Consider the following 12,260-nt stretch of genomic DNA (forward strand, 5'->3'; position numbering starts at 1 on the left):
CGGACCCCGGCGATGGCGCGGTGGTCGATGCGGGTCACCTCCAGTTCCCATCCGTCCACGACGACGCTCTCCCCCGCCACGGTGGGGATGTGGCCGAGGCAGGCGAGCACGAGACCCGCGATGGTGGTGTAGTCGCCGCCGGGGCGGCCGGGCAGTTCGACACCGAGATCGGCCAGGTCGTGCACGGGGAAGGTCCCGGGGAGCCACATCGCGCCGTCCGGTTCGGTGCGCACGGAGCGCACGTCCCGGTCGGTCTCGTCGTAGATCTCCCCGACGATCTCCTCGAGGATGTCCTCCAGGGTGACGATGCCGTCGACGGCGCCCCGCTCGTCCACCACCAGGGCGATGTGCTGGCGTTCGGCCTTGAACTGCCGCAGCGCGTCCACCACCGGCAGGGAGTCCGGCAGCAGCATCGGCGGGCGCGCGCACTCGTCGACCGGCCGGTCTTCGGGGACGCCGACGAGGTCACGCAGGTGGATCACGCCGACCGCGTCGTCGAGGCCGCCGTGCCGGACCACCGGCGCCCGGGAGTGGCCGGTGGCGGCCAGCAACAGCCGCGCGGCCTCCGCCGTGGTGCCGCTGTCGAGCGTGAAGACCTGCAACCGGGGTACGAGCACCGCCCGCAGCTGCCGGTCGGCGATCTCGACGGCGCCGGCGATGATGGTCCGCTGCTCCTTGGTGAAGCCGTGGTTGCCGGCGACGATGTCCCGCAGCTCGTCGGGGCCGATCTCGTCGGGCTCGTGCTTCGGGTTGAGCCCGACCAGGCGTACCACCAGGTCGCTGGTGGCGCCGAGGGCCCAGACGGCCGGCCGGGTCACGGACGCCAGCAGGTCGAGCGGGCGGGCGACCAGCAGCGCCCACCGCTCCGCGGCCTGCATGGCGATCCGCTTCGGGGCGAGCTCGCCGAAGACCAGGGTGACGAAGGTCAACGCGAGGGTGACCACCACGATCGCGACGGTCTCGGCGGCGCCGCCGAGCGCGCTGAGAAGCGGCACGAGGGGCTTGGCCAGCGACACCGCCGCCGCGGCCGACGCCAGGAAGCCGGCGAGGGTGATCCCGATCTGGATGGTGGCCAGGAAGCGGTTCGGGTCCTTGGCGAGCCGGGCCAGCACCCGGCCGGCCCGGCTGGTGCGTTCCAGCCGCTGGATCTGGCTGTCCCGCAGCGAGACCAGTGCCATCTCGCTGCCGGCGAAGACCGCGTTGAGGATGACCAGGACACCGACCAGGGCCAGTTGGGTCCAGATGCTCTGCACGCCCGGCTCTCCTCACGCGGGACAGGTGCCCGCCGGCACGACGGGCACCGCCGGCCGAGGGTCACGGCCGGCGTAGGCCAGTCTGTGCCCACCGGGCCGACCGGCGAATCCTCATCCGGTCCCCGATGTGATCAGGCCCGCCGGGCGACCGGCGGAGCGGGCAGGTCGAGGACGTACGAGCGGCCCTCAGGGCGGAAGCCGAGCCGGTGGTAGTACGGGGCGACCATGCCGGGCGGGGTGATCACCCGGTGGAAGCCGCGGTCGGTGAAGAGGCTGCTGCGCCGGTAGACGAACTCGCCGGGGGTGAAGTCCCGGAACCGTCGGGTCACGTAGTCGAGGTCGACCTGCGCCACGCCGTCGGCCTCGGCGTGCGACAGCACCACGCCGACCACCTCGTCGGCGCGTACGACCAGGAACGCCGAACGCTCGGCGGCGGTGCCGGGGGGCCAGCGGAAGCCGGGGTTGAACCGGGCGATGTCGGCGGCGTGCACACTCAGCGTGTGGGCCAGGAACTGGTCGTCGACCCCGACCTCGACCACCTGGTAGGTGGCCTCGTCGTGGCGGGTGGCGAGCATGGTCCGCAGGTACCAGACGTTGATCACGGCGAGCACGACGTTCAGCCCGACCATGGGCCAGACCTGCACGGCGGCGTTGTAACCGATCAGGATCAGGCAGCCGACCAGGTTCAGGGCACGCAGCCGGAGGATGCGCGTCTGCAGCAGCGACCAGACCAGCAGCGCGGAGCCGGTCCAGCCGATCAGTTCCAGCCAGTTCACCCCGCGAGAGTAGTGCTCGCGCGGACGCGGTGACCCGGCGGGCGGCGGCGGGTCAGTCGCCGGCGAGCTCCAGCACCCATTCCTCCACCTCGGTGCCCCGGCCGTTGGCGTACCCCTTGTCCTCGCCGGTGACGACGAAGCCGCACTTGCGCAGCACGGCGAGCGAGGCGCGGTTGTCCTTGGCGGCGCGGGCGTGCACGGGCCGCTGGGGCAGCTCGCGCAGCAGCGCGGCGAGCGCCGCCGTGGCGTGCCCCCGCCCCCAGCGTCGCGGGTCGATCCAGTAGCTGACCTCGGTCTGCTCGCCGACGGGGAAGGCCACCACGTGGCCGACGACCTCGCCGTCGACGACCACCGTGCGGGGGACGATCCGCTCGTCGGCGCGCACGCGCCGCCAGTGGGCGTCGAACCGCTCCCGGTCGGCCGGGTCCTCCGGCCCGAACGCGGCCATCCAGTTGGCCTCCGCGTCCTGCTCGTGGGCGAAGAAGAGGGGCAGGTCGTCGTCGCGCACGGGACGCAGGTGCAGCTCGGCGGTCACGGGCCCGAGGATAGGACCCACCACCGACAATCGGATCGCGGGTCGGGTGCGCACGATCCGGTCGCACGGCGCCGGCGGTGCGCCGACAATGGCGGGATGGGACGAACGGTACGGAGCGCGCGGGTGGTCGGGACGAGCGCCACCGGGGCGGCGGCGGCGGGCGCGCGGGCGGCGGGGGCGGCGTCGGTCGGGGCGCTGGCCGTGGGGGCGCTGGCCTGTGGTGCCGTCGCCGTCGGCGCGCTCGCGATCGGGCGGCTGGCGATCCGCCGGGCGGTCGTCCGCGAGCTGCGCATCGGCAGGCTGGAGGTCGATGAGCTGGTGGTTGGCGGCCGGCCGGTCGGCGAGGGATGACGGACAGCGTCCACAGTGGCGCGGGCCGGACGGATCAGCCGGCGGGCGGGGCGCCCACCGGGTAGCCGTAGAGGTCGAGCAGCCGGCCCCGGGCCGCGTGCAGCCGGTCCACCACGACGCTCATGAAGCGGGTGGTCAACTGCCGGCCGAGCGCGTCGTCGGACTCCATCAGCCGGCGCACCCCCTCGGCGGTGAACTCCACCGCCGTGCTGCGCTGCGCGGCCACCGCCCCGAACTGCCAGCGGTACGGCGGGAACAGCCACGACCAGCCAAGCACCCCGCCCGCGCCGATCGTCTCGATCTCCACGTCGCCCCGGCCGGGCACCGCGAAGTCGAGCGCGACCCGGCCGGTGCGGACCAGCCAGAAGCGCTCCGCCGGCCCGTCGGCCCGGAACAGCCGGTGCCCGGGGTGCCAGACCACCGGCCGGGCGTGCCCGGCGAGCCGGGGCAGCCACGGCTCGGGCAGCCCGGCGAGGAACGGATGCGCGCGCAGTACGTCCAGAGTGGTCATGCGGTGCCCCTCTCGTCGAACCGGGCCGGCGGTGGCCGGATCCTGCGACGGGTCGTGCCGGCTCCCATCGCACCGCATGCCGGCCGTGGGCGGCAGGGCCGTTGGTCCCGGGTCGCACGGCGCGCCGGCCCGCCGTCACCTGGGCGGCCGCGTCCTGCACCAGCTCAGCGACCCGCTGGTGGCGTTGCTGCTGGCCGCCGCCGTGGTCACCGCCGTGCTGCGCGACTACCCGGACACCGCGGTGATCGTGCTGGTGGTGCTGGTGAACACCGCCATCGGCGTCTTGCAGGAGGTCCGCGCCGACCGGGCGATCGCCGCGTTGGACCAGCTCGCCGCGCCCACCGCCCGGGTCGTCCGGGACGGCCGGGACGTCGTCCTGCCCGCCGCCGACCTCGTCCGTGGTGACCTGGTGCGGGTCGAGGCCGGCGACGTGGTCCCGGCCGACCTGCTGCTCGCCGAGCCCCGGCGGACACCACCTCGGGGGACGCTGCGCCCCGGGACGCGGCCCCACGGCACCGCGGCGGACGCCGCCCCGGGCCTGAGTGCTGCGGCCGGGGTCGGCCGGAGCGGGCGGCGCGCGCCGGGGGCGGATAGCCCGGCCGGTGACCGTCGGTCTGCGATTCGGGACCAAGGTCCCGCTGGTCGGGACGACCGCCTCTGACCGGTAGCGTGCGGATGGAGCATGCTGAACGTGGACGAAGGAGGAGCCGATGACCATCAACACCGGTGCCCCCGTCGTGGTGGGTGTCGACGGCTCGGCCGCCGCGCTCGACGCGGTCCGGGTGGCGGCGCGGGAGGCGGCGCAGCGACAGCGCCCGCTGCGGGTCGTGCACGCCTTCATCTGGCCCCTGACGCGCGCCCCGCTCGGTGCCGCCGAGGGCGCGCCGGCCGGCGCCGGTTTACGCAACCAGGCCGAGCGGTACGTCGCCGAGGCCATCGCCGAGGCCAACAGGACCGCCCCGGACGTGCCGGTGACCGGCGTGGTGGTCGACGGCGCGGCGACCCCCGTCCTGCTCGGGGAGTCCCGGGACGCCGCCCTGCTGGTGCTGGGCCACCGGGGCCTGGGCGGTTTCGTCGGGCTGCTGCTCGGCTCCGTCACCGTGCAGGTCTCCGCCCACGCGCAGGTCCCCGTCCTCGTGGTGCGCGGCGAGCAGCGCGCCGACGGCCCGGTCGTGGTGGGTGTCGACGGCTCCGAGTGTTCCCTCGAGGCCGTCGCGTTCGCCTTCGAGGAGGCGAGCCGCCGGGGTGCCCCGCTGGTCGCGGTGCAGGCCTGGCTCTACCCCACGCCGGTCGGCCCGGGTGACGTCCTGCCCCTGGCGTACGACCTGGACGCCTTCGCCGCGGACGAGGAACGCGCCCTCGCGGAGGCCGTCGCCGGCTTCGCCGAGCGCTACCCCGACGTGCCGGCGCAGCACCGGCTGGTCCGGGGCTCCCCGGGCGGCGTGCTGGTCGAGGAGTCGAAGAACGCCCAGCTGGTGGTCGTGGGGGCGCGCGGCCGGGGCGCGCTGGGCGGGCTGCTGCTCGGCTCGGTCAGCCACGCGGTGCTGCACCACGCGCACTGCCCGCTGGTGATCGTGCGGCACCCGAAGCGGGCCGACGCGTCCTGACCCGGTCACCGCACCGCGACGCCGTCGCGCCGGCCGCTCCCCCGGCCGGCACGACGGCGTCGACGCAAATGCCGGCGGGTCGGCGGTGCCGCGCCGACAATGGCCTGATCGATCTCTGGGAGGGCTGATGAACCGACCCGTGGTGGTGGGTGTGGACGGATCGCCGGCGAGCCTGCTGGCGGCGGAGCACGCCGCGCGGGCCGCCGTGCTGCGGTCCCGCCCCCTGCACCTGGTGCACGGCTACCTGCACCCGCTCGGTTACGGCGTGCCGCTCAACCCGTACGACGTGGGGTTGCCGGCGCCGACCGAGGAGGCGCAGAAGATGTTGGAACGCACGGCCGCCGACCTCGCCGGGCGCTGCCCGGGGCTGACCGTCGAGGTGCGCCAGGTGGCGGGCGGGCCGGGTGCGACGCTGGTCGAGGAGTCCCGGCGGGCCGAGCTGGTGGTGGTGGGCAGCCGAGGGCTGGGCGGCTTCGCCGGGCTGCTGCTCGGCTCGGTCGGCACGCAGGTGGCCGCCCACGCGCACTGCCCCGTGCTGGTGGTGCGCCCCGCCGAGGAGCCGATCCCGGTCGCCGGGCCGGTGCTGGTCGGGGTCGACGGGTCGGAGCCCGCCGAGCTGGCGGTCGGGTACGCGGCCGACGAGGCGGCCCGCCGTGGCGACGGGCTGGTGCTGGTGCACGTCCAGCCGCCGGACGGGGACCGCCCGGCGGCGGACGAGGTGACGGAGACGCAGGCCGCCGCGCACGCGGACTCGGCCGAGCTGCTGGCCACCGCCGCGGCGGCCGTCCGTGGCAGCCACCCGGGGCTGGCCGTCGAGGGGCGGCTGCTCCGGGCACCGAAGGCCGAGCAGGCGCTTGTCGAGGCCAGCGAGGACGCGGCGCTGGTGGTGGTCGGCTCCCGGGGCCGGGGCGGGTTCGCCGGGCTGCTGCTCGGCTCGGTCAGCCAGGCCCTCGTGCAGCACGCGCACTGCCCGGTGCTGGTGGCCCGCCCGTACGGTCACGCCCGCTGACGTGCCCCGACCCGCCGGCCCCGGGCGGGGTCGGCGGGCCGGCGGCGGTCAGTGGTCCCGACCCCCGAGGAGCTCGTCGAAGCTGGTCGTGAGGGCGAAGGGGTCGGCGGGGCCGGTGGACGGCGGGCGTCGGTGGACCTGCTCGGCCAGCTCGCTGCCGGCGCGGACGATCCGCGCCCGCAGCGCACCGTCGGCGGCGCCGGCGGACCAGTCCTCCGGGGCGGCGAAGACCGCGGTGGGGACCACGACCGACCGCAGGTGGGCGAACATCGGCCGGACGGCGTGCTCCAGCGCCAGCGAGTGCCGGGCCGTTCCGCCGGTGGCGCCGGCCAGCACCGGCCGGTCCGCGAGCGCGCCGGATTCGACCAGGTCGAAGAACGACTTGAACAGCCCGTTGTACGAGGCGTGGAAGATCGGCGTGACGGCGATCAGCCCGTCGGCGCCGGTGACCGTGTCGAGCACCTCCCGCAGCGCGGGCGACGGGAAGCCGGTCAGCAGGTGGTTGACGATGTCGTGGGCGTGCTCGCGCAGCTCGACGGGGCGTACGTCGACGTCGTCGCCGCGCCGGGCCAGCTCGTCGCGGGCGGCCGCGGCGAGCTGGTCGGCGAGCAGCCGGGTCGACGAGGGCCGCCCCAGCCCGGCCGACACCACGGCGAGGGTGCGGCGGGTCATCGGCCGGCCTCCGCCCCGGCCCGGTCGGCGGGGGTCCCGGCGGCGTCGCGCAGGGACGCGTGGGTGGGCGCGGCGGGCACGTGCGCCGGGCGCAGCGACTCGAACTCCTTGCGCAGCACGGGTACGACCTCCTCGCCGAGCAGGTCGAGCTGCTCCAGCACGGTCTTCAGGGGCAGGCCGGCGTGGTCCATGAGGAACAGCTGGCGCTGGTAGTCGCCGACGTAGTCGCGGAAGCCCAGCGTGCGGTCGATGACCTGCTGCGGGCTGCCCACGGTCAGCGGGGTCTGCGCGGTGAACTCCTCCAGCGACGGGCCGTGCCCGTAGACCGGGGCGTTGTCGAAGTACGGCCGGAACTCCCGCACCGCGTCCTGCGAGTTGCGCCGCATGAACACCTGCCCGCCGAGGCCCACGATGGCCTGGTCGGCGGAGCCGTGCCCGTAGTGCGCGAAGCGCTGCCGGTAGAGCCCGACCATCCGCTGCGTGTGCTCCTTGGGCCAGAAGATGTGGTTGGCGAAGAAGCCGTCGCCGTAGTAGGCGGCCTGCTCGGCGATCTCGGGGCTGCGGATCGAGCCGTGCCAGACGAACGGCGGCACGCCGTCGAGCGGACGCGGCGTCGACGTGAACGACTGCAACGGGGTGCGGAAGCGGCCCTTCCAGTCGACCACGTCCTCGCGCCAGAGCCGGTGCAGCAGGTCGTAGTTCTCGATGGCAAGGGGGATGCCGTTGCGGATGTCCTGGCCGAACCACGGGTAGACCGGCCCGGTGTTGCCGCGTCCCATCATCAGGTCCACCCGGCCGTCGGCGAGGTGCTGGAGCATCGCGTACTCCTCGGCGATCTTCACCGGGTCGTTGGTGGTGATCAGCGTGGTGGCGGTGGAGAGCAGCAGGCGCTCGGTGCGGGCCGCGACGAAGCCCAGCATGGTGGTCGGCGACGACGGCACGAACGGCGGGTTGTGGTGCTCGCCGGTGGCGAAGACGTCCAGGCCGACCTCCTCGGCCTTGAGCGCGATGGTGACCATCGCCTTGATCCGCTCATGCTCGGTCGGCTCGCGACCGGTGGTCGGGTCGACCGTGACGTCGCCGACGGTGAAGACTCCGAACTGCATGACCAGCTCCTCGCGTTGTCCCGGCCGGGGCCGCTGCGGCTCCCGGACGCACCGCACAACATATTTGACGAGTCAACTATTCCGCCGCCGGAGGCACCGCCGGTGGCCGCCGTCACGCCCGTCACGCCGTCCGCGTCGATCGCGCGGCGGGTACCCCCGGCCAGGTCAACGGCTACGCGGCACGTGCCGGCGGTAGGCGCTCACGGTCGGGTCGCCGGCGATCCAGAACCGCCACGGCACGTCGTGCGCCCCGGTCACGCCCACCCGGGGCCCGGCGGCGACCGCGTCCGCGGGCACCGGGGCGTCGGCCGGGCCCAGGCGGACGGGGCCGTCGCCGAGCAGCCAGCGGCCGTAGGCGCTCCGGTCGATGCCCAGCGCCGCGCAGAGCCGGGCGGGCCCGCGCGCCAGGTCGACGTTCCGGCGTACGGCGGGGCGCCTCACCCGGGCCGCCTCGACGCCGTCGACCACCTCGCCGGCGCGCAGCAGCACCGCCGAGGCCTCCCCGTCGGGCCCGGTGACGACGTTCATGCACCAGTGCATGCCGTAGGTGAAGTAGACGTAGGCGTGCCCCGCCGGGCCGAACATGACCGCGTTGCGCGGGGTGCGGCCCCGGTGCGCGTGCGAGGCCGGGTCACCGGCCGTCCCGGCGTACGCCTCGACCTCGGTGATCCGGACGGTCACGTCGCCGGCGGTCAGCCGGCAGCCGAGCAGGCCCCGGGCGGCCGGCACCACCGGGCCGGCGAGCAGGTCGGCCAGCCCCGCGAGATCGGCGGGACGGCGGTCGGAGTACGCCACCACGAGCACGACCCTATCCGGCCCCTGGGACGGGGCAACCCGACCCGGATGCGGGCACGGCCGGAATGTTTCACCGGCCCCCGGCTGTGTGGGAGCGGAAGCACGATGCCACGGGCCTCACTCCACGCGGGGGCGGGTCACTCGGGGACCGGCAGCTCCGGCACGTCGGACTTCCTCGCCAGCAGGGGCGAGTGCTTTCGCAGGTGGCGGATCCCCCACTCCAGGTCCAGGGTCGGACGGGTGGGGCCGGCGTCGCCGTGGTGGGCCGCCAGCAGGTCCCTGACCCCGATGAACAGCCACGCCCAGAAGACCGGCCGCACCAGCCTCCACTCGACGTCGGACAGGGGCCGCACCTCGTCGTAGCCGACGAGGACGTCGTCGTGGTATCCGCGCCAGGACAACGCGAAGTCGGCCACCTGGTAGGTGTGGTGGGTCGCCTCGAAGTCGAGCAGGCCGGTCAACCGCCCGTGGTCGTAGAGGAGGTTCCAGGGCGTGAAGTCACCGTGGATCACGCTGTGGGGCACGTCCGGGGCGGGCAGGGCGGCGAGCCACTCCACCGCCGCGTCGCGGCAGGCCCGTAGGATCCGTCCCTCGTCCGGGCGGGCCCGCTCGTGCACCCGTAGCCAGCGGTCCAGCTCCGGGTCGGCCACCAGCTCGGCGGGACCGGTGAACCCGCCCCGCTGGTCGGTGATGCCGGTGGCGGACGCGGACGCGTCCAGCTCGGCGAGCAGCCGCCCACGGGCACGTCCCTCGATGGCCACGTCGGCACCGACCGGCCGCGTGGACCGGCCGGGCAACCGGCGGAACAACACCCACGTGCCGTCGGGCCGCACCAGCGGCTCCTCGACCGGTTCCGGCGTCGGCCAGCCCTGTGCGCGCAGCGCCGCCGCGACCCGCAACGTGTAGGGCCAGTCCGGGAAGGACGGGCCAAAGTGCTTGACCACGAACGCCACATCGTTCCGGGTGACCTGCCACGTTCCGGTCACGCGGTCGCCCAGCACCGGCCCCGGGGTCAGTCGCCAGTGCGCGCACACCTCGCGGTCGGGACCATGGCCGGGCCGGGACCGCTCCGCGCCGGTCGGCGCGCTCGTCGCCGCGTCGGTCACCTGCCGCACTCCCCCGTTGGACCGTCCGGATGGGTCGCGGTCGGCGGCGGCTGACCGCGTCGCGCCACGGCTCATCGTGCCAGAACCGGACGGGCCGCACCGCCCCGGCGAGCGGCGAACCGCCGCAGATGCGCCCTCCGACAGCACGGACGCATCAACGAGTTGTTGACAACTGAACGTTGATGGAATGTACTCGGGGCATGACCGACTCCTTCACCGGTCCCGACCCGAGCCGGGCCAGGGCCCACCGCACCTACGAGGCGCTGCACCGGATCACCGAGCGGCACGCCGGCACCGAGGCGCGCCGCCGCCGGCACACCAACCCCTACATGCCGGACGCCTACGAGGCGGTCGCGCTGGTCACCGCCCTGGCCGCCGGCGGAGCCGAGGCCGAGCCCGACGAGGAGCCCGTCGACGACGCGGACCTCGTCGCGGCGCTCACCCTCGTCCCACACCTGCGCGCCGAGATCGACGTGATGGAGGCGGGGCTGTTCACGCTGGCCCGCAGCCGCGGACTGACCTGGCAGCAGATCGCGTACGGGCTGGGGCTGGGCAGCGCGCAGGCCGCCAAGCAGCGCTTCGAACGGCTCTCCGCCCGCACCGCCACCACCGGATGACGCCGCCGATGGACGAGACTGGGCGCGGGATCGGTGTCGAGGAGGACGCGATGACGCGCGAGGAGATGCTGGCGTACTGCCTGGGGAAGCCGGGGGCCTGGCTGGACCAGCCGTGGGAGGGCGACGAGGTGGTGAAGGTCGGCAGCCGGATCTTCGCCTTCCTCGGCTCCGCCGGCGGCGACGAGCCGACCGTCGGGGTGAAGTGCGGCCCGAGCCGGGAGGTGGCCGACGAGTGGCTGCACCGGCACCCGGGCGACGCGCGGCCGTCGCCGTACATCGGGCGCGCCGGCTGGAACACGCTGCGCCTGGCCGGCGGGATCGACGAGGAGGAGCTGATCGAGGCGGTCGACGGGTCGTACGACGCGGTGGTGGCGAAGCTGCCGAAGCGGGAGCGCCCGGCGGGCTGATCCCCGCGCGACGCCGGCGGCGCCGCGCGGAGATCGGCGACTCAGCGGGGCACGACCCGCTCGGCGGCCCACTCCCGCCAGCCGGCGAGTTTGTCGGCGGCGGTGGCGAGCTGGTCGGCGACCGGCCCGGGACCGGTCGAGCCGGGCGTGATCCGGGCGGCGAGCGCCGAGCGGACCGAGAGCACGTCGCGCACCGACGGGTCGAGGTGCTCGCTGACCGCCGCGAGGTCGTCGTCGCTGACCTCGTCGAGGGCGCAGTCGCGGGCCACGCAGAGCGCCACCAGCTTCCCGGTGATCTCGTGCGCGTCGCGGAACGGCACGTTGCGGCGCACCAGCCAGTCCGCGACCTCGGTGGCGAGGGAGAAGCCGACCGGCGCGGCGGCGACGAGGCGGTCGGCGCGCACGGTCATCGTGGAGATCATCCCGGCGAGCGCCGGCAGCAGCAGCTCCAGGGTGTCGACCGCGTCGAAGGCCGGCTCCTTGTCCTCCTGCATGTCCCGGTCGTAGCTCATGGGCAGGCCCTTGAGCATGGTGAGCACGCTCATCAGCCCGCCGACGAGCCGGCCGGACTTGCCCCGGGCCAGCTCGGCGATGTCCGCGTTCTTCTTCTGCGGCATGATCGACGAACCGGTGGCGAACGCGTCGTCCAGCTCCACCCAGCCGAACTCCTGCGAGGTCCAGAGCACCACCTCCTCGCCGAGGCGGGACAGGTGCACCCCGATCATCGCGGTGACGAACAGGAACTCCGCGACAAAGTCCCGGTCGGCGACCGCGTCCATCGAGTTGGCGAAGGACGTGCGGAAGCCCAGCTCCTTGGAGACGGCCACCGGGTCCAGCGGCAGGCCGGAGCCGGCGAGCGCGCCCGCGCCGAGCGGACTGATCGCCGTGCGGTGGTCCCAGTCGCTCAGCCGCTCCAGGTCGCGCAGCAGCGGCTGCACGTGGGCCAGCAGCCAGTGCCCGAACGTGACCGGCTGGGCGTGCTGCAGGTGCGTCATGCCGGGTGCGGCGGTCTCCACGTGCCGCTCGGCCTGCTCGACCAGGGCCTCGGCCAGCTCGACCAGCCGACCGGCCACGCCCCGGGCGTGGTCGCGCAGGTAGAGCCGCAGGTCGGTGGCGACCTGGTCGTTGCGGGACCGGCCGGCGCGCAGCTTGCCGCCGAGGCTGCCGAGCCGCTCCAGCAGGCCGCGCTCCAGGGCGGTGTGCACGTCCTCGTCGTCGACCGTGGGACGGAACTGCCCGGAGGCGCAGGCGGCCTCCAGGTCGTCGAGGGCGGCGAGGATCCGGCCCAGTTCCTCCGGGTCGAGCAGGCCGGCCCCGGCGAGCACCCGGGCGTGCGCCCGGGACGCCGCGATGTCGTACGGGGCCAGCCGCCAGTCGAACTGCACGCTCACCGACAGTCGGGCCAGGGCCTCGGCGGGGCCACCGGCGAAGCGGCCGCCCCAGAGGCTCGTGCGGTTGGTGGCGGCACTGTTCTCGGTCAGGCTCTTGTCGTCCACGCCGCCCATTGTGGTGCCC

Annotated in this window: 15 protein-coding genes; 6 read left to right on the top strand and 9 right to left on the bottom strand. The window is 74.9% G+C overall.

Annotation, left to right across the window (positions count from 1 at the left end; all coding sequences use genetic code 11):
* From DER29_RS00005 to DER29_RS00015, 3 genes are all read right to left on the bottom strand, one after another.
* Window positions 1-1,253 (bottom strand): hemolysin family protein (locus tag DER29_RS00005; RefSeq protein WP_148709955.1); only part of this gene is annotated, 1,253 nt, incomplete at its 3' end.
* A gap of 131 nt (window positions 1,254-1,384) precedes the next feature.
* The gene (locus tag DER29_RS00010; RefSeq protein WP_121395150.1) at window positions 1,385-2,029 is read right to left on the bottom strand and encodes a hypothetical protein; all 645 of its coding nucleotides are present in this window, start codon (window positions 2,027-2,029) and stop codon (window positions 1,385-1,387) included.
* Window positions 2,030-2,081: 52 nt separating this feature from the next.
* Window positions 2,082-2,564 (bottom strand): GNAT family N-acetyltransferase, encoded by a 483-nt coding sequence (locus DER29_RS00015; protein ID WP_121395152.1) that lies wholly within the window; start codon window positions 2,562-2,564, stop codon window positions 2,082-2,084.
* A gap of 96 nt (window positions 2,565-2,660) precedes the next feature.
* Between DER29_RS00015 and DER29_RS00020 the strand changes: the two genes are divergently transcribed.
* A complete protein-coding gene (locus DER29_RS00020; RefSeq protein WP_121395154.1) occupies window positions 2,661-2,915 on the top strand; it encodes a hypothetical protein in 255 nt (84 codons plus the stop codon).
* A gap of 34 nt (window positions 2,916-2,949) precedes the next feature.
* Here DER29_RS00020 and DER29_RS00025 read toward each other — a convergent pair whose 3' ends face one another.
* Complete coding sequence (locus tag DER29_RS00025) at window positions 2,950-3,426, bottom strand: cyclic nucleotide-binding domain-containing protein (RefSeq protein ID WP_121395156.1); 477 nt, start codon at window positions 3,424-3,426, stop codon at window positions 2,950-2,952.
* Window positions 3,427-3,502: 76 nt separating this feature from the next.
* Between DER29_RS00025 and DER29_RS00030 the strand changes: the two genes are divergently transcribed.
* The 3 genes from DER29_RS00030 (at window position 3,503) to DER29_RS00040 (ending at window position 6,042) form a co-directional block, all read left to right on the top strand.
* The gene (locus DER29_RS00030; RefSeq protein WP_233599594.1) at window positions 3,503-4,087 is read left to right on the top strand and encodes a hypothetical protein; all 585 of its coding nucleotides are present in this window, start codon (window positions 3,503-3,505) and stop codon (window positions 4,085-4,087) included.
* Window positions 4,088-4,136: 49 nt separating this feature from the next.
* Window positions 4,137-5,033, top strand: coding sequence for a universal stress protein (locus tag DER29_RS00035; RefSeq protein WP_121395158.1), 897 nt, complete (start codon window positions 4,137-4,139; stop codon window positions 5,031-5,033).
* A 127-nt stretch (window positions 5,034-5,160) separates the two neighbouring features.
* Window positions 5,161-6,042 carry a universal stress protein gene (locus DER29_RS00040; RefSeq protein ID WP_121395160.1) on the top strand — a complete coding sequence of 294 codons (882 nt, stop codon included), beginning with the start codon at window positions 5,161-5,163 and terminating at the stop codon, window positions 6,040-6,042.
* A gap of 48 nt (window positions 6,043-6,090) precedes the next feature.
* On the opposite strand, the gene DER29_RS00045 is transcribed toward DER29_RS00040, so the two are convergent.
* The 4 genes from DER29_RS00045 to DER29_RS00060 all read right to left on the bottom strand — a co-directional run bounded on the left by DER29_RS00045 (window position 6,091) and on the right by DER29_RS00060 (window position 9,721).
* On the bottom strand, window positions 6,091-6,714 hold the full coding sequence (locus DER29_RS00045) for a CE1759 family FMN reductase (protein WP_121395162.1): 624 nt from the start codon (window positions 6,712-6,714) through the stop codon (window positions 6,091-6,093).
* A complete protein-coding gene (locus DER29_RS00050; RefSeq protein WP_121395164.1) occupies window positions 6,711-7,820 on the bottom strand; it encodes an LLM class flavin-dependent oxidoreductase in 1,110 nt (369 codons plus the stop codon). The genes DER29_RS00045 and DER29_RS00050 overlap by 4 nt, the downstream gene beginning before the upstream one ends.
* 165 nt (window positions 7,821-7,985) lie before the next feature.
* Entirely contained in the window at window positions 7,986-8,615 is a 630-nt protein-coding gene (locus DER29_RS00055; protein WP_370040231.1) for a DNA-3-methyladenine glycosylase, read from the bottom strand.
* A gap of 137 nt (window positions 8,616-8,752) precedes the next feature.
* Entirely contained in the window at window positions 8,753-9,721 is a 969-nt protein-coding gene (locus tag DER29_RS00060; RefSeq protein WP_158618948.1) for a phosphotransferase enzyme family protein, read from the bottom strand.
* A 200-nt stretch (window positions 9,722-9,921) separates the two neighbouring features.
* On the opposite strand from DER29_RS00060, the gene DER29_RS00065 reads away from it, so the two are divergent.
* Window positions 9,922-10,338 carry a DNA-binding protein gene (locus DER29_RS00065; protein WP_121395168.1) on the top strand — a complete coding sequence of 139 codons (417 nt, stop codon included), beginning with the start codon at window positions 9,922-9,924 and terminating at the stop codon, window positions 10,336-10,338.
* A 50-nt stretch (window positions 10,339-10,388) separates the two neighbouring features.
* Complete coding sequence (locus DER29_RS00070) at window positions 10,389-10,745, top strand: MmcQ/YjbR family DNA-binding protein (protein ID WP_121398845.1); 357 nt, start codon at window positions 10,389-10,391, stop codon at window positions 10,743-10,745.
* Window positions 10,746-10,786: 41 nt separating this feature from the next.
* Here the strand turns inward: DER29_RS00070 and argH are convergent, their stop codons facing one another.
* Window positions 10,787-12,250: an argininosuccinate lyase gene (gene argH / locus DER29_RS00075; protein WP_121395170.1), complete on the bottom strand. Its 1,464-nt coding sequence runs from the start codon at window positions 12,248-12,250 to the stop codon at window positions 10,787-10,789.
* Window positions 12,251-12,260 lie beyond the last annotated feature (10 nt).

The sequence above is a fragment of the Micromonospora sp. M71_S20 genome (assembly GCF_003664255.1).
Classification (GTDB): domain Bacteria; phylum Actinomycetota; class Actinomycetes; order Mycobacteriales; family Micromonosporaceae; genus Micromonospora.

Coding starts and splice junctions, on each gene's coding strand:
- DER29_RS00040 (WP_121395160.1), top strand. CDS start 5,161: ATGAACCGACCCGTGGTGGTGGGTGTGGACGGATCGCCGGCGAGCCTG.
- DER29_RS00045 (WP_121395162.1), bottom strand. CDS start 6,714: ATGACCCGCCGCACCCTCGCCGTGGTGTCGGCCGGGCTGGGGCGGCCC.
- DER29_RS00065 (WP_121395168.1), top strand. CDS start 9,922: ATGACCGACTCCTTCACCGGTCCCGACCCGAGCCGGGCCAGGGCCCAC.
- DER29_RS00030 (WP_233599594.1), top strand. CDS start 3,503: ATGCCGGCCGTGGGCGGCAGGGCCGTTGGTCCCGGGTCGCACGGCGCG.
- DER29_RS00050 (WP_121395164.1), bottom strand. CDS start 7,820: ATGCAGTTCGGAGTCTTCACCGTCGGCGACGTCACGGTCGACCCGACC.
- DER29_RS00035 (WP_121395158.1), top strand. CDS start 4,137: ATGACCATCAACACCGGTGCCCCCGTCGTGGTGGGTGTCGACGGCTCG.
- DER29_RS00025 (WP_121395156.1), bottom strand. CDS start 3,426: ATGACCACTCTGGACGTACTGCGCGCGCATCCGTTCCTCGCCGGGCTG.
- DER29_RS00070 (WP_121398845.1), top strand. CDS start 10,389: ATGACGCGCGAGGAGATGCTGGCGTACTGCCTGGGGAAGCCGGGGGCC.
- argH (WP_121395170.1), bottom strand. CDS start 12,250: ATGGGCGGCGTGGACGACAAGAGCCTGACCGAGAACAGTGCCGCCACC.
- DER29_RS00020 (WP_121395154.1), top strand. CDS start 2,661: ATGGGACGAACGGTACGGAGCGCGCGGGTGGTCGGGACGAGCGCCACC.